This is a genomic window from Rhizobium pantanalense (assembly GCF_030182525.1).
Taxonomy (GTDB): domain Bacteria; phylum Pseudomonadota; class Alphaproteobacteria; order Rhizobiales; family Rhizobiaceae; genus Rhizobium.
In genome coordinates this window covers 117,493-134,309 of sequence record NZ_JAQJCH010000014.1, presented here as the reverse complement: position 1 = coordinate 134,309, position 16,817 = coordinate 117,493, and the positions used below count along the sequence as shown (strand labels likewise).

At 60.0% G+C, this 16,817-nt stretch carries 19 protein-coding genes; 8 read left to right on the top strand and 11 right to left on the bottom strand.

Annotated features, from left to right (window positions below; all coding sequences use genetic code 11):
• Window positions 1-38: 38 nt before the first annotated feature.
• The 4 genes from PH558_RS29400 to PH558_RS29385 are packed head-to-tail and all read right to left on the bottom strand — an operon-like array spanning window position 39 to window position 3,803.
• Window positions 39-1,097, bottom strand: a complete 1,059-nt coding sequence (locus PH558_RS29400) for an ABC transporter ATP-binding protein (RefSeq protein ID WP_285207992.1) — start codon at window positions 1,095-1,097, stop codon at window positions 39-41.
• A 6-nt stretch (window positions 1,098-1,103) separates the two neighbouring features.
• Window positions 1,104-1,895, bottom strand: a complete 792-nt coding sequence (locus PH558_RS29395) for an ABC transporter permease (protein WP_095436123.1) — start codon at window positions 1,893-1,895, stop codon at window positions 1,104-1,106.
• Complete coding sequence (locus PH558_RS29390; protein WP_285207991.1) at window positions 1,895-2,719, bottom strand: ABC transporter permease; 825 nt, start codon at window positions 2,717-2,719, stop codon at window positions 1,895-1,897. Before PH558_RS29390 ends, PH558_RS29395 begins: the two co-directional genes overlap by 1 nt.
• Window positions 2,720-2,765: 46 nt before the next feature.
• Window positions 2,766-3,803: an ABC transporter substrate-binding protein gene (locus tag PH558_RS29385; RefSeq protein ID WP_483314207.1), complete on the bottom strand. Its 1,038-nt coding sequence runs from the start codon at window positions 3,801-3,803 to the stop codon at window positions 2,766-2,768.
• A 325-nt stretch (window positions 3,804-4,128) separates the two neighbouring features.
• Here PH558_RS29385 and PH558_RS29380 point away from each other — a divergent pair, with 325 nt between their 5' ends.
• From PH558_RS29380 to PH558_RS29360, 5 genes are all read left to right on the top strand, one after another.
• Window positions 4,129-6,006, top strand: a complete 1,878-nt coding sequence (locus PH558_RS29380; protein ID WP_285207990.1) for an adenine deaminase — start codon at window positions 4,129-4,131, stop codon at window positions 6,004-6,006.
• Between the two features lie 208 nt (window positions 6,007-6,214).
• Window positions 6,215-7,057, top strand: a complete 843-nt coding sequence (locus PH558_RS29375; RefSeq protein WP_244575260.1) for a sugar phosphate isomerase/epimerase family protein — start codon at window positions 6,215-6,217, stop codon at window positions 7,055-7,057.
• A gap of 334 nt (window positions 7,058-7,391) precedes the next feature.
• A complete protein-coding gene (locus PH558_RS29370) occupies window positions 7,392-8,180 on the top strand; it encodes an EAL domain-containing protein (RefSeq protein ID WP_095433539.1) in 789 nt (262 codons plus the stop codon).
• A 112-nt stretch (window positions 8,181-8,292) separates the two neighbouring features.
• On the top strand, window positions 8,293-8,880 hold the full coding sequence (locus PH558_RS29365; RefSeq protein ID WP_174718582.1) for a helix-turn-helix domain-containing protein: 588 nt from the start codon (window positions 8,293-8,295) through the stop codon (window positions 8,878-8,880).
• Between the two features lie 170 nt (window positions 8,881-9,050).
• Entirely contained in the window at window positions 9,051-9,500 is a 450-nt protein-coding gene (locus PH558_RS29360) for a Ros/MucR family transcriptional regulator (protein WP_095433540.1), read from the top strand.
• A 210-nt stretch (window positions 9,501-9,710) separates the two neighbouring features.
• Here the strand turns inward: PH558_RS29360 and PH558_RS29355 are convergent, their stop codons facing one another.
• Window positions 9,711-11,318: an inorganic phosphate transporter gene (locus PH558_RS29355; protein WP_285207989.1), complete on the bottom strand. Its 1,608-nt coding sequence runs from the start codon at window positions 11,316-11,318 to the stop codon at window positions 9,711-9,713.
• Between the two features lie 240 nt (window positions 11,319-11,558).
• Here PH558_RS29355 and PH558_RS29350 point away from each other — a divergent pair, with 240 nt between their 5' ends.
• The gene (locus tag PH558_RS29350) at window positions 11,559-11,867 is read left to right on the top strand and encodes a GCG_CRPN prefix-to-repeats domain-containing protein (protein WP_095433542.1); all 309 of its coding nucleotides are present in this window, start codon (window positions 11,559-11,561) and stop codon (window positions 11,865-11,867) included.
• A gap of 114 nt (window positions 11,868-11,981) precedes the next feature.
• On the opposite strand, the gene PH558_RS29345 is transcribed toward PH558_RS29350, so the two are convergent.
• From PH558_RS29345 to PH558_RS29335, 3 genes are read right to left on the bottom strand one after another with little or no spacing between them, the layout of a single operon-like run.
• The gene (locus PH558_RS29345) at window positions 11,982-12,608 is read right to left on the bottom strand and encodes a hypothetical protein (protein ID WP_285207988.1); all 627 of its coding nucleotides are present in this window, start codon (window positions 12,606-12,608) and stop codon (window positions 11,982-11,984) included.
• Window positions 12,609-12,642: 34 nt separating this feature from the next.
• On the bottom strand, window positions 12,643-13,383 hold the full coding sequence (locus PH558_RS29340) for a CbtA family protein (protein ID WP_285207987.1): 741 nt from the start codon (window positions 13,381-13,383) through the stop codon (window positions 12,643-12,645).
• Window positions 13,384-13,395: 12 nt separating this feature from the next.
• The gene (locus tag PH558_RS29335; RefSeq protein WP_095433545.1) at window positions 13,396-13,605 is read right to left on the bottom strand and encodes a CbtB domain-containing protein; all 210 of its coding nucleotides are present in this window, start codon (window positions 13,603-13,605) and stop codon (window positions 13,396-13,398) included.
• Between the two features lie 246 nt (window positions 13,606-13,851).
• Here PH558_RS29335 and PH558_RS29330 point away from each other — a divergent pair, with 246 nt between their 5' ends.
• Window positions 13,852-14,418 (top strand): histidine phosphatase family protein, encoded by a 567-nt coding sequence (locus PH558_RS29330; RefSeq protein WP_285207986.1) that lies wholly within the window; start codon window positions 13,852-13,854, stop codon window positions 14,416-14,418.
• A gap of 72 nt (window positions 14,419-14,490) precedes the next feature.
• On the top strand, window positions 14,491-14,727 hold the full coding sequence (locus tag PH558_RS29325) for a hypothetical protein (RefSeq protein ID WP_285207985.1): 237 nt from the start codon (window positions 14,491-14,493) through the stop codon (window positions 14,725-14,727).
• A 104-nt stretch (window positions 14,728-14,831) separates the two neighbouring features.
• Here the strand turns inward: PH558_RS29325 and PH558_RS29320 are convergent, their stop codons facing one another.
• The 3 genes from PH558_RS29320 to cyoC form a co-directional block, all read right to left on the bottom strand.
• On the bottom strand, window positions 14,832-15,596 hold the full coding sequence (locus tag PH558_RS29320; protein ID WP_285207984.1) for an SURF1 family protein: 765 nt from the start codon (window positions 15,594-15,596) through the stop codon (window positions 14,832-14,834).
• A 189-nt stretch (window positions 15,597-15,785) separates the two neighbouring features.
• Window positions 15,786-16,190: a cytochrome o ubiquinol oxidase subunit IV gene (gene cyoD, locus PH558_RS29315; protein ID WP_113233646.1), complete on the bottom strand. Its 405-nt coding sequence runs from the start codon at window positions 16,188-16,190 to the stop codon at window positions 15,786-15,788.
• Window positions 16,187-16,816 (bottom strand): cytochrome o ubiquinol oxidase subunit III, encoded by a 630-nt coding sequence (gene cyoC / locus PH558_RS29310; protein ID WP_095433549.1) that lies wholly within the window; start codon window positions 16,814-16,816, stop codon window positions 16,187-16,189. The genes cyoD and cyoC overlap by 4 nt, the downstream gene beginning before the upstream one ends.
• Window position 16,817: the final 1 nt, after the last annotated feature.

The window sequence follows — 16,817 nt, the reverse complement described above, 5'->3', positions numbered from 1 at the left end:
ACTTCTTCTTCGATGGCAATCCTAGCTCAGCGTGTCTCTTACTCTTCAGATTCCAGAATGCAGCATTGCTCCGGCACCGGCACGAGCATCGCGCTGCTTCCGGCAGCCATCGGCTCCGATAAGGCGCCATTGGCGACAATAGCACCAGCCGCCGTGTCGCATTGATACTGATAGGCGCGGCCGAGATAGGTGCGTGTTCCCAGAATCGCGGGCAGGCCGTTGCCTTTGCGTCGAACCGAAAGACCATCCGCACGGCAGCCAAGAATGAAGCTGTCCGGAATCGGTCCGAAATCGTCCTGCGATACTGTGATCCTGGCACCGCCCATGGCCTCGGCTGTAACAGAGGCGCCTTGCCGCTCAACAACACGCAGCGGCAGCAGATTTTCAAAGCCGACGAAGCGGGCCACAAAACTGTTGGCGGGCTTGCGGTAGAGGGTCTCGGGGGTATCGAGCTGCATGATGCGGCCGGCATTCATGATGGCGACGCGATCGGAGATCGAGAAAGCCTCTTCCTGATCGTGGGTGACGTAGAGCGAGGTCGTGCCATTGGCGCGCTGCAACTGGCGGATTTCCACGCGCATATCGACCCGGAGCTTCGCATCGAGATTGGAGAGCGGCTCGTCGAACATTAGGAGCGGCGGCTCGATGACGAGGGCGCGGGCGAGCGCGACGCGCTGCTTCTGGCCGCCGGATAGGGCGCCGGGCAGGCGGTCACCGAGGCCGGAAAGACCGACGCGCTCCAGCATTGCGGCGGCCCTCGTGAGGCGCTCCTTTGTCGGCATGCGGCGCTGCTTGAGGCCGAAGGCGACGTTTTCGAGTACGGTTAGATGCGGAAACAGCGCGTAGTTCTGAAACACCAGGCCGATATCTCTGGCATGCGCCGGCAGCGTCGTCAGGTCGCGCTCGCCGAGCTTGATCGTGCCGCTGGTCGGCTGCAGGAAGCCGGCGACGAGCCGCAGCGTCGTCGTTTTGCCGCAGCCGCTGGAGCCGAGCAGCGAGACGAGTTCGCCGGCCGCGACCGAAAGCGAAAGATCCTGCAGGACGGCCGTCTTGCCGTAATGGGCGCTGATGGAATTGATGGAGAGCGATACGGTCACAGGCGGCTACTTTGTCAGGAAGGTGAGGCCCAGGGTGGCTTCGACGATCGCCATGACGGCGACTGTGACGAGCATCAGCAGCACGGAAACCGAGGCGATGGTCGGGTCGAAGAATTGCTCCATATGGGCGAGGATCTGGATCGGGAGGGTGGAGATGCCCGGGCCCGTCAGGAAGACCGAGACCGAGACATCGTTGATCGAGGTGATGAAGGCGAGGATGAAGGCGGCGATGACGCCAGCGCGGATATTCGGCAGCACCACGGTCATGAAGGTCTTCAGCGGCGGGCAGCCGAGGCTGATTGCCGCTTCCTCGATCGAGAAATCGAAACTCGCGAGGCTGGCGCTGACGACGCGCACCGAATAGGGCAGCACAAGCAGCGCATGGCCGATCAGGAGACTTGGGAAGATCGGCAGTCCGAGCCCGATCGTGATCGATTTCATCAGCGAAAAGCCGAAGACGATTTCCGGAACGAGGATCGGCAGGACAAAGAGCGTCGAAAGCCAGCGCGGCAGTTCGACCCTATAGCGGCTGATGGCATAGGCGGCGGGAATGCCGATCAGCAGCGAAAGTGCCGTTCCGAGGAAGGCTAGTTCCAGGCTGGTGATCGCCGTCGTGCGGAAGGCCTCGATCTGAAAGATGTTCGCGAACCAGTGCAGCGTCAGGCCCTGCGGCGGGAAGGTGAGATAGGTCGTGTCGCTGAAGGCGGCGCCGATGATGATGACGAGCGGCGCCAGCAGGAACAGGAAGACGAGGGCGGTGAAAACGATGAGCGCGGGATGGACCGTTCTTGTCATGATCACACCGCCATCGGGTTCAGCCATCGCGCGAGACGGCTCATGATCGCGACAATGCCGATCGTGACCACCACCATGATGGCGGCGATCGTCGAGGCGCCGACCCAGTCGAAGGTGACCATGGCGCGCTGATAGAGGAAGGTGCCCATCATCATCTGCTTTTCGCCGCCGAGCAGCTGCGGCGTGGCGTAGGAGGTGAAGCTGCCGGTAAAGACCAGCACCGCGCCGACGATAAGGCCGGGCGTGGCAAGCGGCAGGATGACCTGGCGAAAGGTCGCGGCCGGGGTTGCGCCGAGCGAAGTAGCGGCCTGAATGAGATCCTGCGGTATGCCTTCAAGCACGCCGACGAGGGTCAGAATCATCAAGGGCACGAAGAGATAGACCATCGCGACAATGACAGAGCCCTCGGTGTAGAGCATCGAGAGCGGCTCGCTGATGACGCCGATCGATAGCAGGATGGTGTTGAGAATGCCGTTCTTGCCGAGAATGATCAGCCAAGCGAAGGAGCGCACGACGACGCCGGTCAGCAGCGGAAAGACGGCGGCGATGATCATCACGCTCTTGGCGCGGCCCGGCATCTGCGCGATCACATAGGCGGCGATGAAGCCGATAAACAGCGAGATCGCCGTCGTGATCAGCGCCACCTCGATCGTCCTGAAGAGCACTGTGCGGCGAAAGCCGCTGGAAAAGAAGGCGACATAGGCGGAGAAAACCCCCTTGGGTTCGCCAAAGGTCGCCGCGATCGTAATGATGACGGGAACGAGCAGGAAGAGCGTTACGGCGAGGATCGCCGGCGTCGCTAAACCCCATTTCATCAAATGCTTCATCAACCGAATTCCGTGAGTACGCCGCACGAGTATGCGGCATGCTCTGTTACATGCCAAAGATCTCGTTCCAGCGATCGACCCAGTCCGGTTGCGCCTCGATCAGCTTCTGATAGTCGATGCGGTTGAGCTTGGCGATCATCTCGGTGCCGTAGGTCCAGAGCTTGGCTTTCTCAGGCGGCAGCACGACCTTGGTCGAGACCGGCGCATCGACGCCCTGTTCAGCTTCCGCCTGCTGCACGTCCTTCGACAGGATGAAGTTGATGAACTGGTGCGCAAGCTCGACGTTTTCCGAGCCCTTCGGAATATTGACCGTGTTGAGGACGGCGATATCGCCATCCTTGAGGTCGGCCCAGGCCATCGTCGGAACGGCCGCGCGCAGGGACGACAGAACAAAATCCTGCGTGATCGCCACCTTTGCCTCGCCCGTCGAGATCAGGTTCACCAGCTCGGAGCCGGTATTGTAGTTCTTGACGACATTCGGCTTCAGCGCCTCGATGGCCTCAAACGCCTTGTCGGCATCGGCATAGGGATCGACGCCGGCATGCTTGCCGGCTTGGAGCACCGTCAGCGGCCCACCCGTCGTGGTGATGCCCGGAAGCGAAACGGCGGCCTTCAGGTCATCACGCCAAAGATCGTTCCACGAGGTAATCGGCGGGTTCACCTTCGCCGTATCATAGACGATACCGATGCGGCCGATCGTGTAGGCGGGGCCGTAATTGCCTTGCGGCGCCTTGGCGATATCGTAGAGATCGGCAAGGTTGGAGATCTTGCTGCGGTCGATTTCCTGGAAGAGACCCTGCTGGATGCCGAGCTGCGAATAGCTGTCCGTGAGATAGATGACGTCGACGCCCTTACCCCCGCGCAGCTTCAGCTTGTTGAGACGATCGGCATTGTTGCCGGTTTCGAAGACCACGTCGCAGCCGCAGATCTTCTTGAAGGGCTCGATGATGTTGGCCTGCATCTTCTCGCCATTATAACCCCACCAGGAAACGGTTAGCGTCTTTGCCTGAGCGAAGGCCGGCATGGCGGTTGCCGCGGCAAGGAAAGCAAATCCCGCAACACGGGCAAGGGTGAGGCCGTTCATTCTCGAAATCCTTTTGGTCAATGAAATCTGGGATATGTTTCAAGCTTGCAGGATACTATTTTTCGAGCACCGTCTTTACAAGCCCAACAAATGGGCAGGGTGGTGGTTTTTGCCTTTGGTGGGATGAATATGTTGCGTCACGCTGCGACGTCTGGCCATTGCACATCGTTGAAATCCGCGAACTCTTCTCCTCATTCGGGAGAATGAGCGCCGCAGCAATGCCTTCACTTTACACGCGATTATTCGGCCGGTGGCCGGGCAGCTTTACAGGCGGATCGGTCATCTCTACCCTCACTTGACCGAATATCCTGCAGGCATGCTTCTCATGACATCCCCAAACACAAATCTTCCCGACGATCTGCTCATCAACGCGGCGGACGAGGTACTGATCCGTCAGGATCTGACGCTGACCGCGCTCGGCCGTCGGCCCGCAGATCGCCTGCTGCGTGTCGGCAGGCTTTTGGATGTGCATAGCCGCACCTGGCTGGACGATCAGGAAATCGTCATCAAAGGTCGGCGCATCGCCTATGTCGGTCCGGCCGGCAGTTATCAGGGCGAGGTGAGCGAGCGTGTGCACGAGCCGCATCTCGCAGCCGTTCCCAGTTTCGGCGAGGCACACAAGCATATCGAAAGCTCGCATCTGACGCCGGAATGGGAAGCGGCTCTGGTCATGCCGCATGGTGTCACCTGGACTTGCGAGGCGAGCCACGAGTTTTCCAATGTGAATGGTGCCCGCAATCTGGAATTCTGGCTGGAAGCGCGTCGCCGCGGTTCGCCGATGAAGATATTTCCCCTGCCGGGATCGGCCGTGCCGCCGACGGCTTACGAATGGGGCGGCGGCCACTTCGGCTATGACGAGCAGAAGTCGTTTCTGAGCGAAAGTCTGATGGTGGCCGGGCTCGACGAGGTCATGGATTGGCCTTCCGTCAGCAACCCGGAGAATCCGGCTTACGATCGCCTCTGGGGCATGATCCGGGCCACCTTCGAACAGCGCGGCGTCGTCGAGGGTCATGGCGCGGGCCTGCGCGATCTGGCGTCGATCAATGCCTTTGCGGGCGCCGGCCTTGCCTCCGATCACGAGGGCTGGTTCCTCGACGAGATCTGGGAGAAGCTGACGCATGGCCTGTTCATCGAACTCCGTCCGCATTCCCTGCCCGAGGTCATCAAGGGGTTGATCGATAAAGGCCTGTCCGACTGGTCGCAGATCGCCTTCGTCACCGATGATCGCAGCGCCAGCGATACGCTGAAGATCGGCGCGACGGATTATAATGTCCGCCTCGCGATCGAAAACGGGCTGTCGCCGGAAACCGCCATTCAATGCGTGACGATCAATCCCGCTCGGCACATGCGGCTGACGCCATGGGTCGGCTCGATCGCGCCCGGCCGTTTTGCCGATATCGTGCTGCTGGATGACGTGAAGACGCTGTCGATCGCCAAGGTCTGGGCCGATGGCAGGCCGGCATCCGAAGGCAAGGCTTTTGTCGGCGTCCGGCCCGAGATCGACTGGCCGGCATGGGCAACGTGGACGGTCCGCATGGATCGGGCCGTGACGCCAGAGGATTTTCGCATTGCCGCCCCGTCAACGTCCGACACCGCCAAGGCCGCATTGCTGCGGCCGTTCCACTGGGCTGATGATTTCATCACTATGGATCTGCCTGTCCGAGAGGGCGCAGTGCAACGCGACCATGATCGTAACGTTACGAAATTTGCAATCGTCGACCGTTTTTCCGGCGAGGCCAAGGTCGCGCGCATGTTCTGGCTGGGCACAGGCCCACGCACGCCGGATACCGCCCTCGGTGCCACGCTCGGCCACGATAAGCACAATATCTGGGTCGTAGGCTCTTCCGATGAAGCCATGGCGATGGTCGCCAATGCGCTGAAGGAGCAGCAGGGTGGCTGGGTGCTGGTGTCGGGCGGCAAGGTCGTCGCCCGCGTCCGTTATGAGGTCGGCGGTCTGATGACGGCGCGCTCGGCCGAGGAGCTGGATGCTGAGATGCAGGCGCTCTATAAGGCCGGCGCCGAGATCGACTGGATGTATGAGCCAACCTTCTCGCCCCGCTGGTGGCCGGGCTTTCCCGAGCGGCTTTCCTTCGCGACGCTCACCTGCGCGCCCTGGCGCTGGGTTCTGGTCGCTCCCTCCGAAAGGGCGCCGGAAGGTTTCGTCAATGTCGCGACCGGGGAAACGCATCCGATCGTCTGGTGAGGATATCCGTTTTTCATATTCTGAATATCGGCCGCGCCATTGATCGTTGATGAGCTGCTCGACCGGGTGGATTGTGATCGGAGCTTGACGGCCGACGTCGGTTCTTTAATTATCTATTTGGTTACTTATGGCGAGCCGCAGGCCGCGAAAGGGTGAAGCATACCCATCCCCACGTCGAGTGAGCGGCAACCGGGCGGAGGAGGCTCTGGTGAGTGCAGTTGATAGTGACAGGTCGCGGATGGTGTCGGCATTTTCCACATTGGGATGTGCGGATTTCGAATTGAACGAAGCCCTTGGATTGGCGACCAAGCATGGCATCGACTCCATCGAAATCCGCGCCCTTGGCGGCACTGTCGATCTGGTTGCCTATTTCACCGAAAGGTTCGGTTCTCCGGCTGGCCTAGCCAAAGTGCTGCAGGCCTCTCCCGTCAGCGTCTGTGCCTTCAATACTTCGCTGCGTCTTGTCGGTGCGACAGCCCAGGCAAAGGAAGAGTTCCTGGGCTATCTTCCATGGGCTGAGGCCGCCGGCGTTCGTTCGCTCCGGGTCTTCGACGGTGGCGAAACCGCCGACACGGGCGAACTGGCCGAGGCGCTGGCGACGCTGCAATGGTGGCGTGAGACAGCGGAGCGTGAAGGCTTTCATGCGGCCATGGTCATCGAGACACATGATTTCCTTGCATTGCCGGACGCTATTCCACGCTTCCTTGAAATAGCACCCGATTGCGCTCTTATCTGGGATACGCATCATACCTGGCGCAAGGGCGGGCAAGATCCCGTCGAAACCTGGAAGCAGGTTCGGGGCAACACCCGACATCTCCACATCAAGGACAGCGTTTCGAGGCCGGGGCCGAGACTGCCCTATAGTTACGTGCTGCCCGGTACCGGCGAGTTCCCGATGCCGGCGCTGCAGTCAGCGCTCGATGCCGATGGTTATGCCGGCATCATGAGTCTGGAGTGGGAAAGATTGTGGCACCAAGATCTGCCGCCTCTGGATTTGGCCCTGCAGGCAGCGCGGCAAAGTGGCTGGTGGTCCCGGGCAAGTGGCGAATAATTGTTGAAGAGCATTAATATTTTAGTTTAGTTGTACAGGAGAAAGCTGCGCGGAGATTGACTTTTGCAGCGCTAATTAATTAGTGTATTAGCAATTATTAAATAACTATCTCGTAGGCATGTCCGTGCCGGGTTGACTATGGTCTTCGGCGCAATATTTCCAGCTCGATGAAGGGGGCCTCAATGATTGAGGTTTGAGGGTGTCTGGAAGATGGAAGAGGCGGATTATAGACACCGGAATCCGATGTTTCGGCGGGAGGCACGCCGTTCATCACCCGCTGTTTCCTGCTCCTGGATGTTCCTCGATCGCCGCGTCGCCCCGAAAGGGAAGTCCGATGAACGGTAGTGCAAGCCGCGAGGAGGAGGGACATGGAGCCCTGATCTTGAAGGCGATCGCCGAAGGTGGCCTGGGTTTTGCGGCGCAATGGATTCATGATGCCGCAAATGTCGGCAAAGTGTTCTACGCGGAAAGCCTGGCGCGCGTAACGGACTCGGATGGCACCGTGCACACGGCCGGCACCTTCGTCTCTCTGCTCGAGCGACAGGATCGCTGGTTCGATCTCGATCTGCGTATTCTGGACATGGTGCTGTCCGATCTGACTGCGGATGAGGCGCTGGTTCTCGGTTTCAATCTCTCCGCCACCAGCCTGTCGCACTCCGATCGGTTCGCTGAAATATTCGGCCGAATCAGCCGTCGCCCAGAGCTTGCTTCGCGCCTCATCATCGAGGTCACCGAAAGTTATCCTGTGGTTGGCGTATCCATCGAGCGCATGAAGATGATCCGTGGTCTCGGCTGTCGTATCGCCATTGATGATTTCGGCTCCGGCTTCGCCACGCCGGCATCGCTGTTGCAGGTGCCTGCCGATATCATCAAGATCGATGCGGCTTTCGTGTGGGATAACAGACGAGGCCGCGACGGAAGCGACAGTCTCTCCCATCTTGTCGGTTTTGCCGCCTGCTTTGCTCCCTTCGTCGTCGTGGAGGGTATCGAAACCAGCTCCCAGCTCGATGTGGCGCGGGAAGCGGGCGCAACGCATGTACAGGGCTTCCTGCTGTCGAAGCCGGTTTCCTTGGCCCAGCTCCGGCGCTACAAGCGGAAAGCCGTCTTGCGGGGGGTGGAATGATTGTTCCTGCCGTTTTCCCGCCGGATATGGCCGCGATCTTCAAACCTTATGCATGGCGTATGTCTGCCGGTCTTTCGCCGAAGCCTGCCATCAGGGCTTTGCAGGTGACGTCATGATGAAGCAGCCGGCTTTCACATCGGCCTATCAGATCTCGGCGGCCCGGGCGGCGAGCGAGCTCAAGGCGAAGACATTGCTGCGCGCTTTTGTGAGCCGGCTTCGCATCGTCTTCTCCGGGAGCGGCGAGCTGGACGCTACATTCGTCGGCGGGGCCGAGCCGCATGTCCTTATCTGCGATCAGTCGGCAGAGGCGATTGGCCGCGTCAGCATAGATGCCGAGACCGGGCTCTATGTTCTGTGCGAGCTCGGCGGTCATGCTGATGATATCGTTATCGTGACCGCGAGCGAAAATCGATTGATCGAGGAGATCACTCTCCATCTTGGTAATGGCCGTTTGCTGCAGGGAGCGGTCGATACCGCCGTCAGCAGCCTCGTTGGCCAGACGATGGAGGATGTCGAGCGCAAGCTTATTCTCCAGACGCTGCAGCATTGTGGCGGAGATCCCACTCATACGGCGTTCATGCTCGGCATGCCGCTCGTCACTCTTTGCAACAAGCTGGCGGTCTACTTCTCGGACTCCGCCGGCGAACTGCCGCAGACCGCTGCGGATATGGGATACGGAGCGAAAGGCTTCCGGCTGTGATTGCGCACGCATTTTATGCGGACGCATTGTGCCCCGGTTACCAAACCGGGATCGCGCTCTTGGAACAGGGCGCAAATCGAAACGGCGCGCTGCCCGGCTGCGGGTATCGCGCATGATGCAATTCGAGCGGGGCGGCGCACGAGGAACCAAATGAGATCCGGGAAAAGATCATGGATTCTTTCAGCGAGAGAAAAGACCCCGTACCCCAGAAGACGCCTGCTTTGTTCGATGGCTGCGTGAAGATCGTTTCGGCCTATGTCAGCCATAATGCCATCCCTGTTCACAGCCTCCCCAGGCTTATCAAGGATATTCACGAGGCGCTGCAAACATTGGATGGGTCGGCTTCGATCGTCGATCGAAGCAACCTGGTGCCGGCGGTGGATTTGAAGAAATCGGTGACAAACGACTACATCGTCTGCCTCGAAGACGGCAAACGCTTCAAGACCCTGAAGCGCCATTTGCGCGTGCATTATGGCATGACGCCCGAGGAATACAGGCAGAAATGGGGACTTGCTCCCAACTATCCGATGGTTGCGCAGAATTACGCCAACCGTCGCTCGGAACTTGCCAAGATTTCCGGCCTCGGTGCGAACGGCAACAAGAGGGAAAGCGTCGGCTGAAGCAATTCGCAAACAGGCGCCTCATGCGCTGCTGACGGCTCGACTTCGATGCTCCGTGGGAATGCAGGCGGATTTCGCGAACGCTTTTCATGCGTTTTGCGATGCTTGCTGTAGCGCCGTGTCTGCCGGCGGAATGCTGCAAATAAAAATGGCGCCTCGTCAGGGGCGCCATTGTCTTATCGAGAATGTTTGACGTCTTTATCGCGACGATTAGAAGACCTGGCGCAGCACGATGAACAGCACGAATGCCAATGCGATCGAGGCCGGCAACGTCAGGATCCAGGCCATCAGCATGTTGCGCACGGTCGACCACTGCAGGCCGGAACCGTTGGCCGCCATGGTGCCGGCGACGCCGGAAGACAGGACGTGCGTGGTCGAAACCGGCAGGCCTAGATGGTCGGCAGCACCGATCGTCAGCATGGCGACGACTTCGGCGGCAGCACCCTGGCCATAGGTCAAATGCGTCTTGCCGATCTTTTCGCCGACGGTGACGACGATACGCTTCCAGCCGACCATGGTGCCGAGGCCGAGTGCCAAGGCGACGGCAACCTTCACCCAGAGCGGGATGAACTTGGTCGCGTGATCGACGGCGGCGTGATAGTTGGTCACGGCTTTCAAGTCGTCGGCGCTCATCGGCAGCAGCTTCTGCTTGTCGATGAGCTTCAGCGATTCACCGATCAGGTAGATATCGTTACGAACGTTACCGACAAGCCCGTTTGGCAGCTTCTCGACGCTCGGATAGGCGGCGACCTCAGCGCTCGTGGCATGAATGTATGCTTGAAGAGCCGGCGTCGTCGCGTCCGTCCAGGTCTTGGTCTTGACGGCACTGCTGACGGCGGCCTTGGGATCGGCCGGCGCGGCAACGCCCGGCTTCACGTACTTGCCAAGCACGGTCTCGACCTGCATTGAGGCGGCCTTGTAAGCTTCGAGATAGTTGACATCGGGTGTGCGGTTCAGCGCGAAAGCCGTCGGCACGAGGCCGATGAGGATGAGCATGATGAGGCCCATGCCCTTCTGGCCGTCGTTCGAGCCATGGGCGAAGCTGACACCGGTGCAGGTGAAGATCAGCAGGCCGCGGATCCAGGCTGGCGGCGGCGTATTGCCCTTCGGGGCTTCATAGAGTTCTTTGTTGCGGATCAGCACCTTGGCGACCAGCAGCAATATTGCAGCCATGGCAAAGCCGATGATCGGCGACAGAAGCAGCGACATGCCGACGCTGCTCGCCTGCGACCAGTCGACACCGCTGGTGGCAGAGCCGGCGGGCGCCAGGAACTGGTTGGCGAGGCCGACGCCGATGATCGAGCCGACGAGCGTGTGCGAGCTCGATGCCGGCAGGCCGAGATACCAGGTGCCGAGGTTCCAGATGATGGCGGCCGTCAACAGGGCGAAGACCATCGCCAGACCCGAGCCGGAGCCGACCTGCAGGATGAGTTCGACCGGCAGCAGCGCCAGGATGCCGAAGGCGACGGCGCCTGAAGACGTGAGAACGCCGAGGAAGTTGAAGAAGCCCGACCAGATGACGGCGAATTCCGCCGGCAGCGAGCGCGTATAGATGACGGTTGCCACAGCATTGGCCGTATCGTGGAAACCGTTGACGAATTCGAAGCCGAGCGCGATCAGCAGCGCCAGGCCGAGCAGGATCCACGGAACGGCGGCGGCTTCGGCGAGGTCGCTGCCAAGGGCATAGCCGACATAGGCAAGGCCGGCCAGCACGACGACACCGAAGATCGGCAGAAACCATTTTGCCGAACTACCGGCGCCGTGAATTGGATGGTTGGCATTGCCACCCTCCGAAGTGTTTGAAGCGAGGTCGACCATCCCAAACTCCTTTATGGCAATTGATATCGTTGGTGTAAGCCTCCTTCATGAAACTCTCGTGACGCGCGAGTAGGTTGCGGCTGGCTGCAAATACCGGCAACAATATGCTTTTCGGGCCGTGGTCAGGCGTTTGGTCTGATCTTGATTTCGCCGTCAAATGGCCTTTTTCGGTTCAGCCCGCGTTCATACCTCAGGGGGTTAAATCCCGGATGTAAGGGACTTGGATAGAGGGCCATCAAAATGAGATCGTCCGTGATTGCCATTGCTGCCTTGTTTGGCAGCCTGGTTGTATCTTCGGCAGAGGCAATGCCTATCCCAGCCGTTGGGACAGCGGCCTCAGCGCCGATCGTGAAAGTTGACTATGCCTGCGGTCGTGGCTGGCACCTGACGCGCTGGGGCGAATGCCGCCCCAATCGTTGGGGTCCGCCGCCCCGCCGCTGGGGTTACTACAGGCCGCCACCGCCGCCGCCATGGGGCTGGCACGGCCATCGCCATCATCGCGATGGTTGGCGCGATGACCGTTGGCGCGATCGCCCGCGTTACTGGTAAGATCAGAAACACCGCCGCACTTCGCGGCGGTGTTTTGCTGAGAGCAATTCTAGGAAAAGCGCGACAACAAAGAGCTGGAACGATTCGCGGATTTTGCTGAGAAGCTGACCCGCTCTAAGGCTGAGTTGGGGGCCGTAACGCGCGCGCTGCGAGCCATAGTCCTGCAAGAACGAGCAGGCCGGCCGACAAAATTGCAGCAAGGCTTTTCGCATGAAGCGCTATATCGGCAAGTTTGGGTCGGATGAGATCGGCCGTATTGAAGTTCTCGCCGCTGAATTTGCACAGGACGAGCGAGAGATTGTTGCGCACGAGTACCGCGTCGATATCAGAGACGAGATCGACGACCGATGCCTTCTCCCCTCTCGTGACACGCATCTGCAGCAGCACTGCCTTCGCTGCAGCGAGGTAGGCGTGGGAGCATTCGTTGAATGGGCTTTCCTCGTCGCTGACGCTGCCCGGCATCAGGCCCCATAAGCAATAGGCGCGCTGGATCTGCGCGAAGTTCAGGAGGCGGCGAAAGGTTTCGTCGGTATCCGATATGCTCTCGGCAAGCGAGACTATACGCCCGTAATAGGGAGCGATTACAGCCATCTCGCCATGGGTGAGATTGGGAATCGGGATGCCGACCTGGCTGCCGGAGGAGCCGCCGCCATGCGCGGCAACGGAAGCTGGCCAACCCGCAAAGATGAGACAGAAGATTGCAAACAGGAGGCCACCTGGATACAGGCGTCTCCCGCGCATGTTGCCATGCGCGGGATGCGATCTATTTACCACACTAAGCCCGGCGTAGTGCCGCATTGCCGTAGCGTGTCTGCGGCAACTGACGTTCCGCCCAGGCTCCGAAGGCAAGGCCGAGCGTCGTCCAGAGGATGGCGTGCATGCCGAGCGATGTGATGCGGAAGCGCCAGAGCACGACGGCGGAGAATTGCTCGGGCACTTCGTTGATGGGAGGCAGCAGATATTGGATCAGCGCGATGAAGGCGATGTAGCCGATGCCGGCGATGATCGCACCGTTCCAGGAGCCATATCGCGCCGCCAGCCTGCGACCGAAGCCCACAGCGACGATCATGCCGACGACGGAGGCAACGATCATGATGAAGAACAGTTCAGTTCTCGCGCCGATCGTATCGGGATTGCCGACGGCCGGCGGATTTGCCGGATACTTGATGTCGGGCACGAGCGAAATCGCCACGAAAGCGGCGATGGCGAGCAGTGCCGCCGTGCCGCGTGCACCCAAGGGGCTGACGCGGCCGTAAACGAACGAGAACACCAGCGCGAACAGTCCGCCTATTGCGGTCGAAAAGATTACGCTGCCGGTGAAAAGGCCGATGCCAGCCTGTGTGGCGCGGCTGACGATTTCCGGCTCCGGCGCTTCGCCGGCCGCCTGTGCGGTCTTTTCTTCAAAGCCGATGGCCCAGTCGACCAGCGGTTCGCCGAAGATGTGGGCGAAGGCAAAAACGAGAATACCGGCAAAGGCCCCGACGATCATGCCGCGGAGCAAAAGACGTCCAACCATGTGCTTGACCCCTTAGTGGCAGGGGAAGCCGAGCAGGTGACGGGCGTCATGCACGAATTCATGCACATACGTGCCCGAGATGAGCGAGGTCGCGCCTTCCTCTGCACCGATGAAATAGATCGCGAGCAGCATCAGCAGGCCGGCAAAAATAGCCCAGGGCAGGATTTGGCCGAGCGGAATCGGCTGCGGAACTGCGGTTGGGGCGAAAGTGGTGTCGGACATTGTATTTCCCTCTTTAAGAAAAGCGCGTTCCATTTGCGGAAGGGTTCTTGCGGGAAGGGTCTGGCTCTCGGAAGGCGGAACTCGTCCGTCTTCGATTACAGTGGCGCGACCGCGCCGGGATTCCACCGGCTTCCACACCCGCAAGTGCAAGTTTATAGCTATCTGCAAATATAATTGTCAATCAAGCGCCACTGCGATGCGAAATCGCGACAAGAGCGCGGCAGGGGATGGAGTTGGAACAGTCTCATGAAAACGCGTTTGAGCTGGATTTGCCATGGGGCAACGCAAGCCAATCGGAATGGCTGCTTTCCGGATGACGAACCCTTGGAGGCGAAGGCGGCGCAGCAGGCTCAATCCTTATCCTTCGGGCTGGGGGCGATCGATCGGGTCTGGGCTAGCCCGGCTCTGCGCGCGCGCCAGACCGCCGCGGTTCTCGGTCTCGACGCTATCCCGGATGTCGCCTTGCGCGAATGCGATTATGGCGACTGGCGAGGGCAATCGCTAGCCGAACTGCATGAAAGGGATGCGGAGTCCCTGACGCTCTGGATGACGGACACGTCCGTCGCGCCGCATGGCGGCGAAGCCCTCTCGTCGGTCATGAAACGCGTCGGCGAATGGATGGGAAATCATATCGAGGATGCCGGCCATATCGTCGTCATCACCCATGCGAGCGTCATTCGCGCTGCCGTTCTGCAGGCCCTGCAGGCGCCGCCTGCGGCATTCTGGGCTGTTGATGTCGAGCCGTTCGGGATCGTCGAGATGACGAGCGACGGCCGGCGCTGGCAGCTTCGCTTCTCGAAGATGACGATCTAAGATCTGTGGGGATTCACATTGGCTTGATGTGGTTCAAGCCTTTGATGGATCGTTTATTCTGACTGACGCCCAATGGGCGAAGATGGCACGATATTGTCTGGACAAACCACCGATCCCGGACGTAGCGGCAGTGACAACCTGTGCTCGGCGGGCGCTTGCGGTCCGCTGGTTTCGTTATTTCTTCTTTCCTTGATCGTGATGCCATTTGATGGCGAAGAACATGCCCGTGCCCAACACGAGAACCTTGAACGTAATGAAGACTATAGGGAACCAATCCATTATTTTGAATATTTCCAGGCTATTACTTGACACTATCTATCGTGAGGAGCGCTAACTCAAAACTGCTGCTTCAGCAGCTTCATCTCTTGTTCAAACCATCGCCGAATCCATTACCGGAAAGCACAGGGTGGCGATCAACGGGCCGCTTTTGCCCGCTGCCGCTCGAAATAGACGAGATAGACGGCCAGCCCTAATGTCATGGCGGCCAGTCCATACCAGGTGATGGCGTAAACGAGATGGCTGTTGTGGAAGGTGATCTGCGTAAGTCCGCCCACGGGCAATCCGCCGGGATTTTTCGCATCGTCGGCATCGATGAAGTAGGGCGCCACGTTCTGCAGCCCGCGGGTCTCGGCGATTGCGGTCACGTCGCGTGAATACCAGCGCTCCTCCGCCGGCACGTTCGAACGCAGCAGCGTGCCTTTTGGCTCGCTGATCCGCAGCAGGCCGGTAACCGTGGTCTCGCCGGAAATTTCGCCTTCTGCGCGCGTCGCCGGATTGCGCTTCTCTGTGGGAACGAAGCCGCGGTTGACGATGATGGTCGTGCCGTCTGCAAGCTTCAGCGGCGTCAGCACCCAATAGCCTGCGCCGAGCGCGGTCGAGGCATAGACCTGCACCTGCCTGTCATTGAGGAAAGTGCCGCTTGCCTGCACATGCTTGTATTCGGAGTTTTCGGCTGTGACGTCGGCCCACTCTGCGGCGCCGGGAGCCGGAACCGCCGGAGCATGCACGCGTGCATTGACCCGGGCGATCAGATCCAGCTTCCATTGCAGACGCTTCACCTGCCAGGTGCCGAGACCGATGAGGAGGGCCGTCAGAAGCAGAAGCAGCGACACCCAGATGACCAGGGTAAGCGTCGAGCGCGGCTTGCCCTGAGACGTGTTCGAGGAAATATCGGTCATGGCGCTGATCTCCGGGGAGGCGCCGCCGCATGATTTCGGGAGGTTCGATTCTCTTCGCTGAAGATCATGCGTCGTCGGGAATATTCGGCTGCGGCTATTGGCATGTTCAGGCACGCACTGCGCAGCATTCGGCGGAATTCTCGCGCCGGAAAGACGGCAGGCCTTCGACTGAAGGCCCGCCGCTCGGTTTTATGGCATGTTGCGCATCATCTCGGGCGACATGGGCATCATGTTCGCGTTGAGGTGATGCATGACCCAGAGCGAGCCGGACAGTGCGATGATGACGATCACGATCGTAAAGATCAGCGCCATCATGTTCCAGCCGCCTTCCGAGCGGGTGTTCATGTGCAGGAAGTAGATCATGTGCACGACGATCTGGATCGCGCCGAGGATCATGACGATCGCTCCGGTGACGGCCGGATCGGAGATGACCTTGCCCATGACCAGCCAGAAGGGAATGGCGGTCAGGATGACGGAGAGGATGAACCCCGTCATGTAGCTTTTGAAGGTGCCGTGTGATGCCTCGTGGCCGCCGTGGTGATCGTGGCCGTGGGCGTCGCCGGAATGATGCGAATGGTTTGTGTTCGAGCTCATCCGAGAACTCCCATGAGGTAGACGAGGGAAAACACGCCGATCCAGACGACGTCGAGGAAGTGCCAGAACATCGAGAGGCACATCAGGCGGCGCTTGTTTTCCGGAATCAGGCCATAGCGGCCAACCTGCACCATCAACGTGATCAGCCAGACGATACCGGTGGTGACGTGCAGACCGTGCGTACCGACCAGCGTGAAGAAAGCCGACAGGAAGGCACTGCGCTGCGGGCCGGCGCCATCGAGGATCAGGTGATAGAACTCATAGAGTTCGAAGAAGATGAAGAGAGCGCCGAAGATGCCGGTGATCGTTAGCCACATCAGCGTGCCCGACTTGTTGTCCTTCTCCATCGCCAGCATGGCGAAGCCATAGGTGATGGAGGAGAAGAGCAGCATCGCCGTGTTGAGGGCGACGAGCGGCAGCTCGAAGAGGTCGGCCGGCGACGGGCCGGCCGCATAGCTGTGGCCGAGCACGGCGAAGGTGGCGAAGAGGACTGCGAAGATCAGGCAGTCGCTCATGATGTAGATCCAGAAGCCCAGCATGGTGCTGCCTTCCGGATGATGCTCTTCCGTCATGTAGAAGGCGGGTGTTTCGCCATCCTTCGGAGCGTGTGCGGTTGGGGTCGTCATA

Excerpts from the sequence above, each read along its gene's own strand:
- PH558_RS29390 (WP_285207991.1), bottom strand. The coding sequence starts at position 2,719 with ATGAAGCATTTGATGAAATGGGGTTTAGCGACGCCGGCGATCCTCGCC.
- PH558_RS29385 (WP_483314207.1), bottom strand. The coding sequence starts at position 3,803 with ATGAACGGCCTCACCCTTGCCCGTGTTGCGGGATTTGCTTTCCTTGCC.
- PH558_RS29380 (WP_285207990.1), top strand. The coding sequence starts at position 4,129 with ATGACATCCCCAAACACAAATCTTCCCGACGATCTGCTCATCAACGCG.
- PH558_RS29370 (WP_095433539.1), top strand. The coding sequence starts at position 7,392 with ATGAACGGTAGTGCAAGCCGCGAGGAGGAGGGACATGGAGCCCTGATC.
- PH558_RS29365 (WP_174718582.1), top strand. The coding sequence starts at position 8,293 with ATGATGAAGCAGCCGGCTTTCACATCGGCCTATCAGATCTCGGCGGCC.
- PH558_RS29360 (WP_095433540.1), top strand. The coding sequence starts at position 9,051 with ATGGATTCTTTCAGCGAGAGAAAAGACCCCGTACCCCAGAAGACGCCT.
- PH558_RS29355 (WP_285207989.1), bottom strand. The coding sequence starts at position 11,318 with ATGGTCGACCTCGCTTCAAACACTTCGGAGGGTGGCAATGCCAACCAT.
- PH558_RS29350 (WP_095433542.1), top strand. The coding sequence starts at position 11,559 with ATGAGATCGTCCGTGATTGCCATTGCTGCCTTGTTTGGCAGCCTGGTT.
- PH558_RS29345 (WP_285207988.1), bottom strand. The coding sequence starts at position 12,608 with ATGCGCGGGAGACGCCTGTATCCAGGTGGCCTCCTGTTTGCAATCTTC.
- PH558_RS29340 (WP_285207987.1), bottom strand. The coding sequence starts at position 13,383 with ATGGTTGGACGTCTTTTGCTCCGCGGCATGATCGTCGGGGCCTTTGCC.
- PH558_RS29335 (WP_095433545.1), bottom strand. The coding sequence starts at position 13,605 with ATGTCCGACACCACTTTCGCCCCAACCGCAGTTCCGCAGCCGATTCCG.
- PH558_RS29330 (WP_285207986.1), top strand. The coding sequence starts at position 13,852 with ATGAAAACGCGTTTGAGCTGGATTTGCCATGGGGCAACGCAAGCCAAT.
- PH558_RS29325 (WP_285207985.1), top strand. The coding sequence starts at position 14,491 with ATGGGCGAAGATGGCACGATATTGTCTGGACAAACCACCGATCCCGGA.
- PH558_RS29320 (WP_285207984.1), bottom strand. The coding sequence starts at position 15,596 with ATGACCGATATTTCCTCGAACACGTCTCAGGGCAAGCCGCGCTCGACG.
- cyoD (WP_113233646.1), bottom strand. The coding sequence starts at position 16,190 with ATGAGCTCGAACACAAACCATTCGCATCATTCCGGCGACGCCCACGGC.
- cyoC (WP_095433549.1), bottom strand. The coding sequence starts at position 16,816 with ATGACGACCCCAACCGCACACGCTCCGAAGGATGGCGAAACACCCGCC.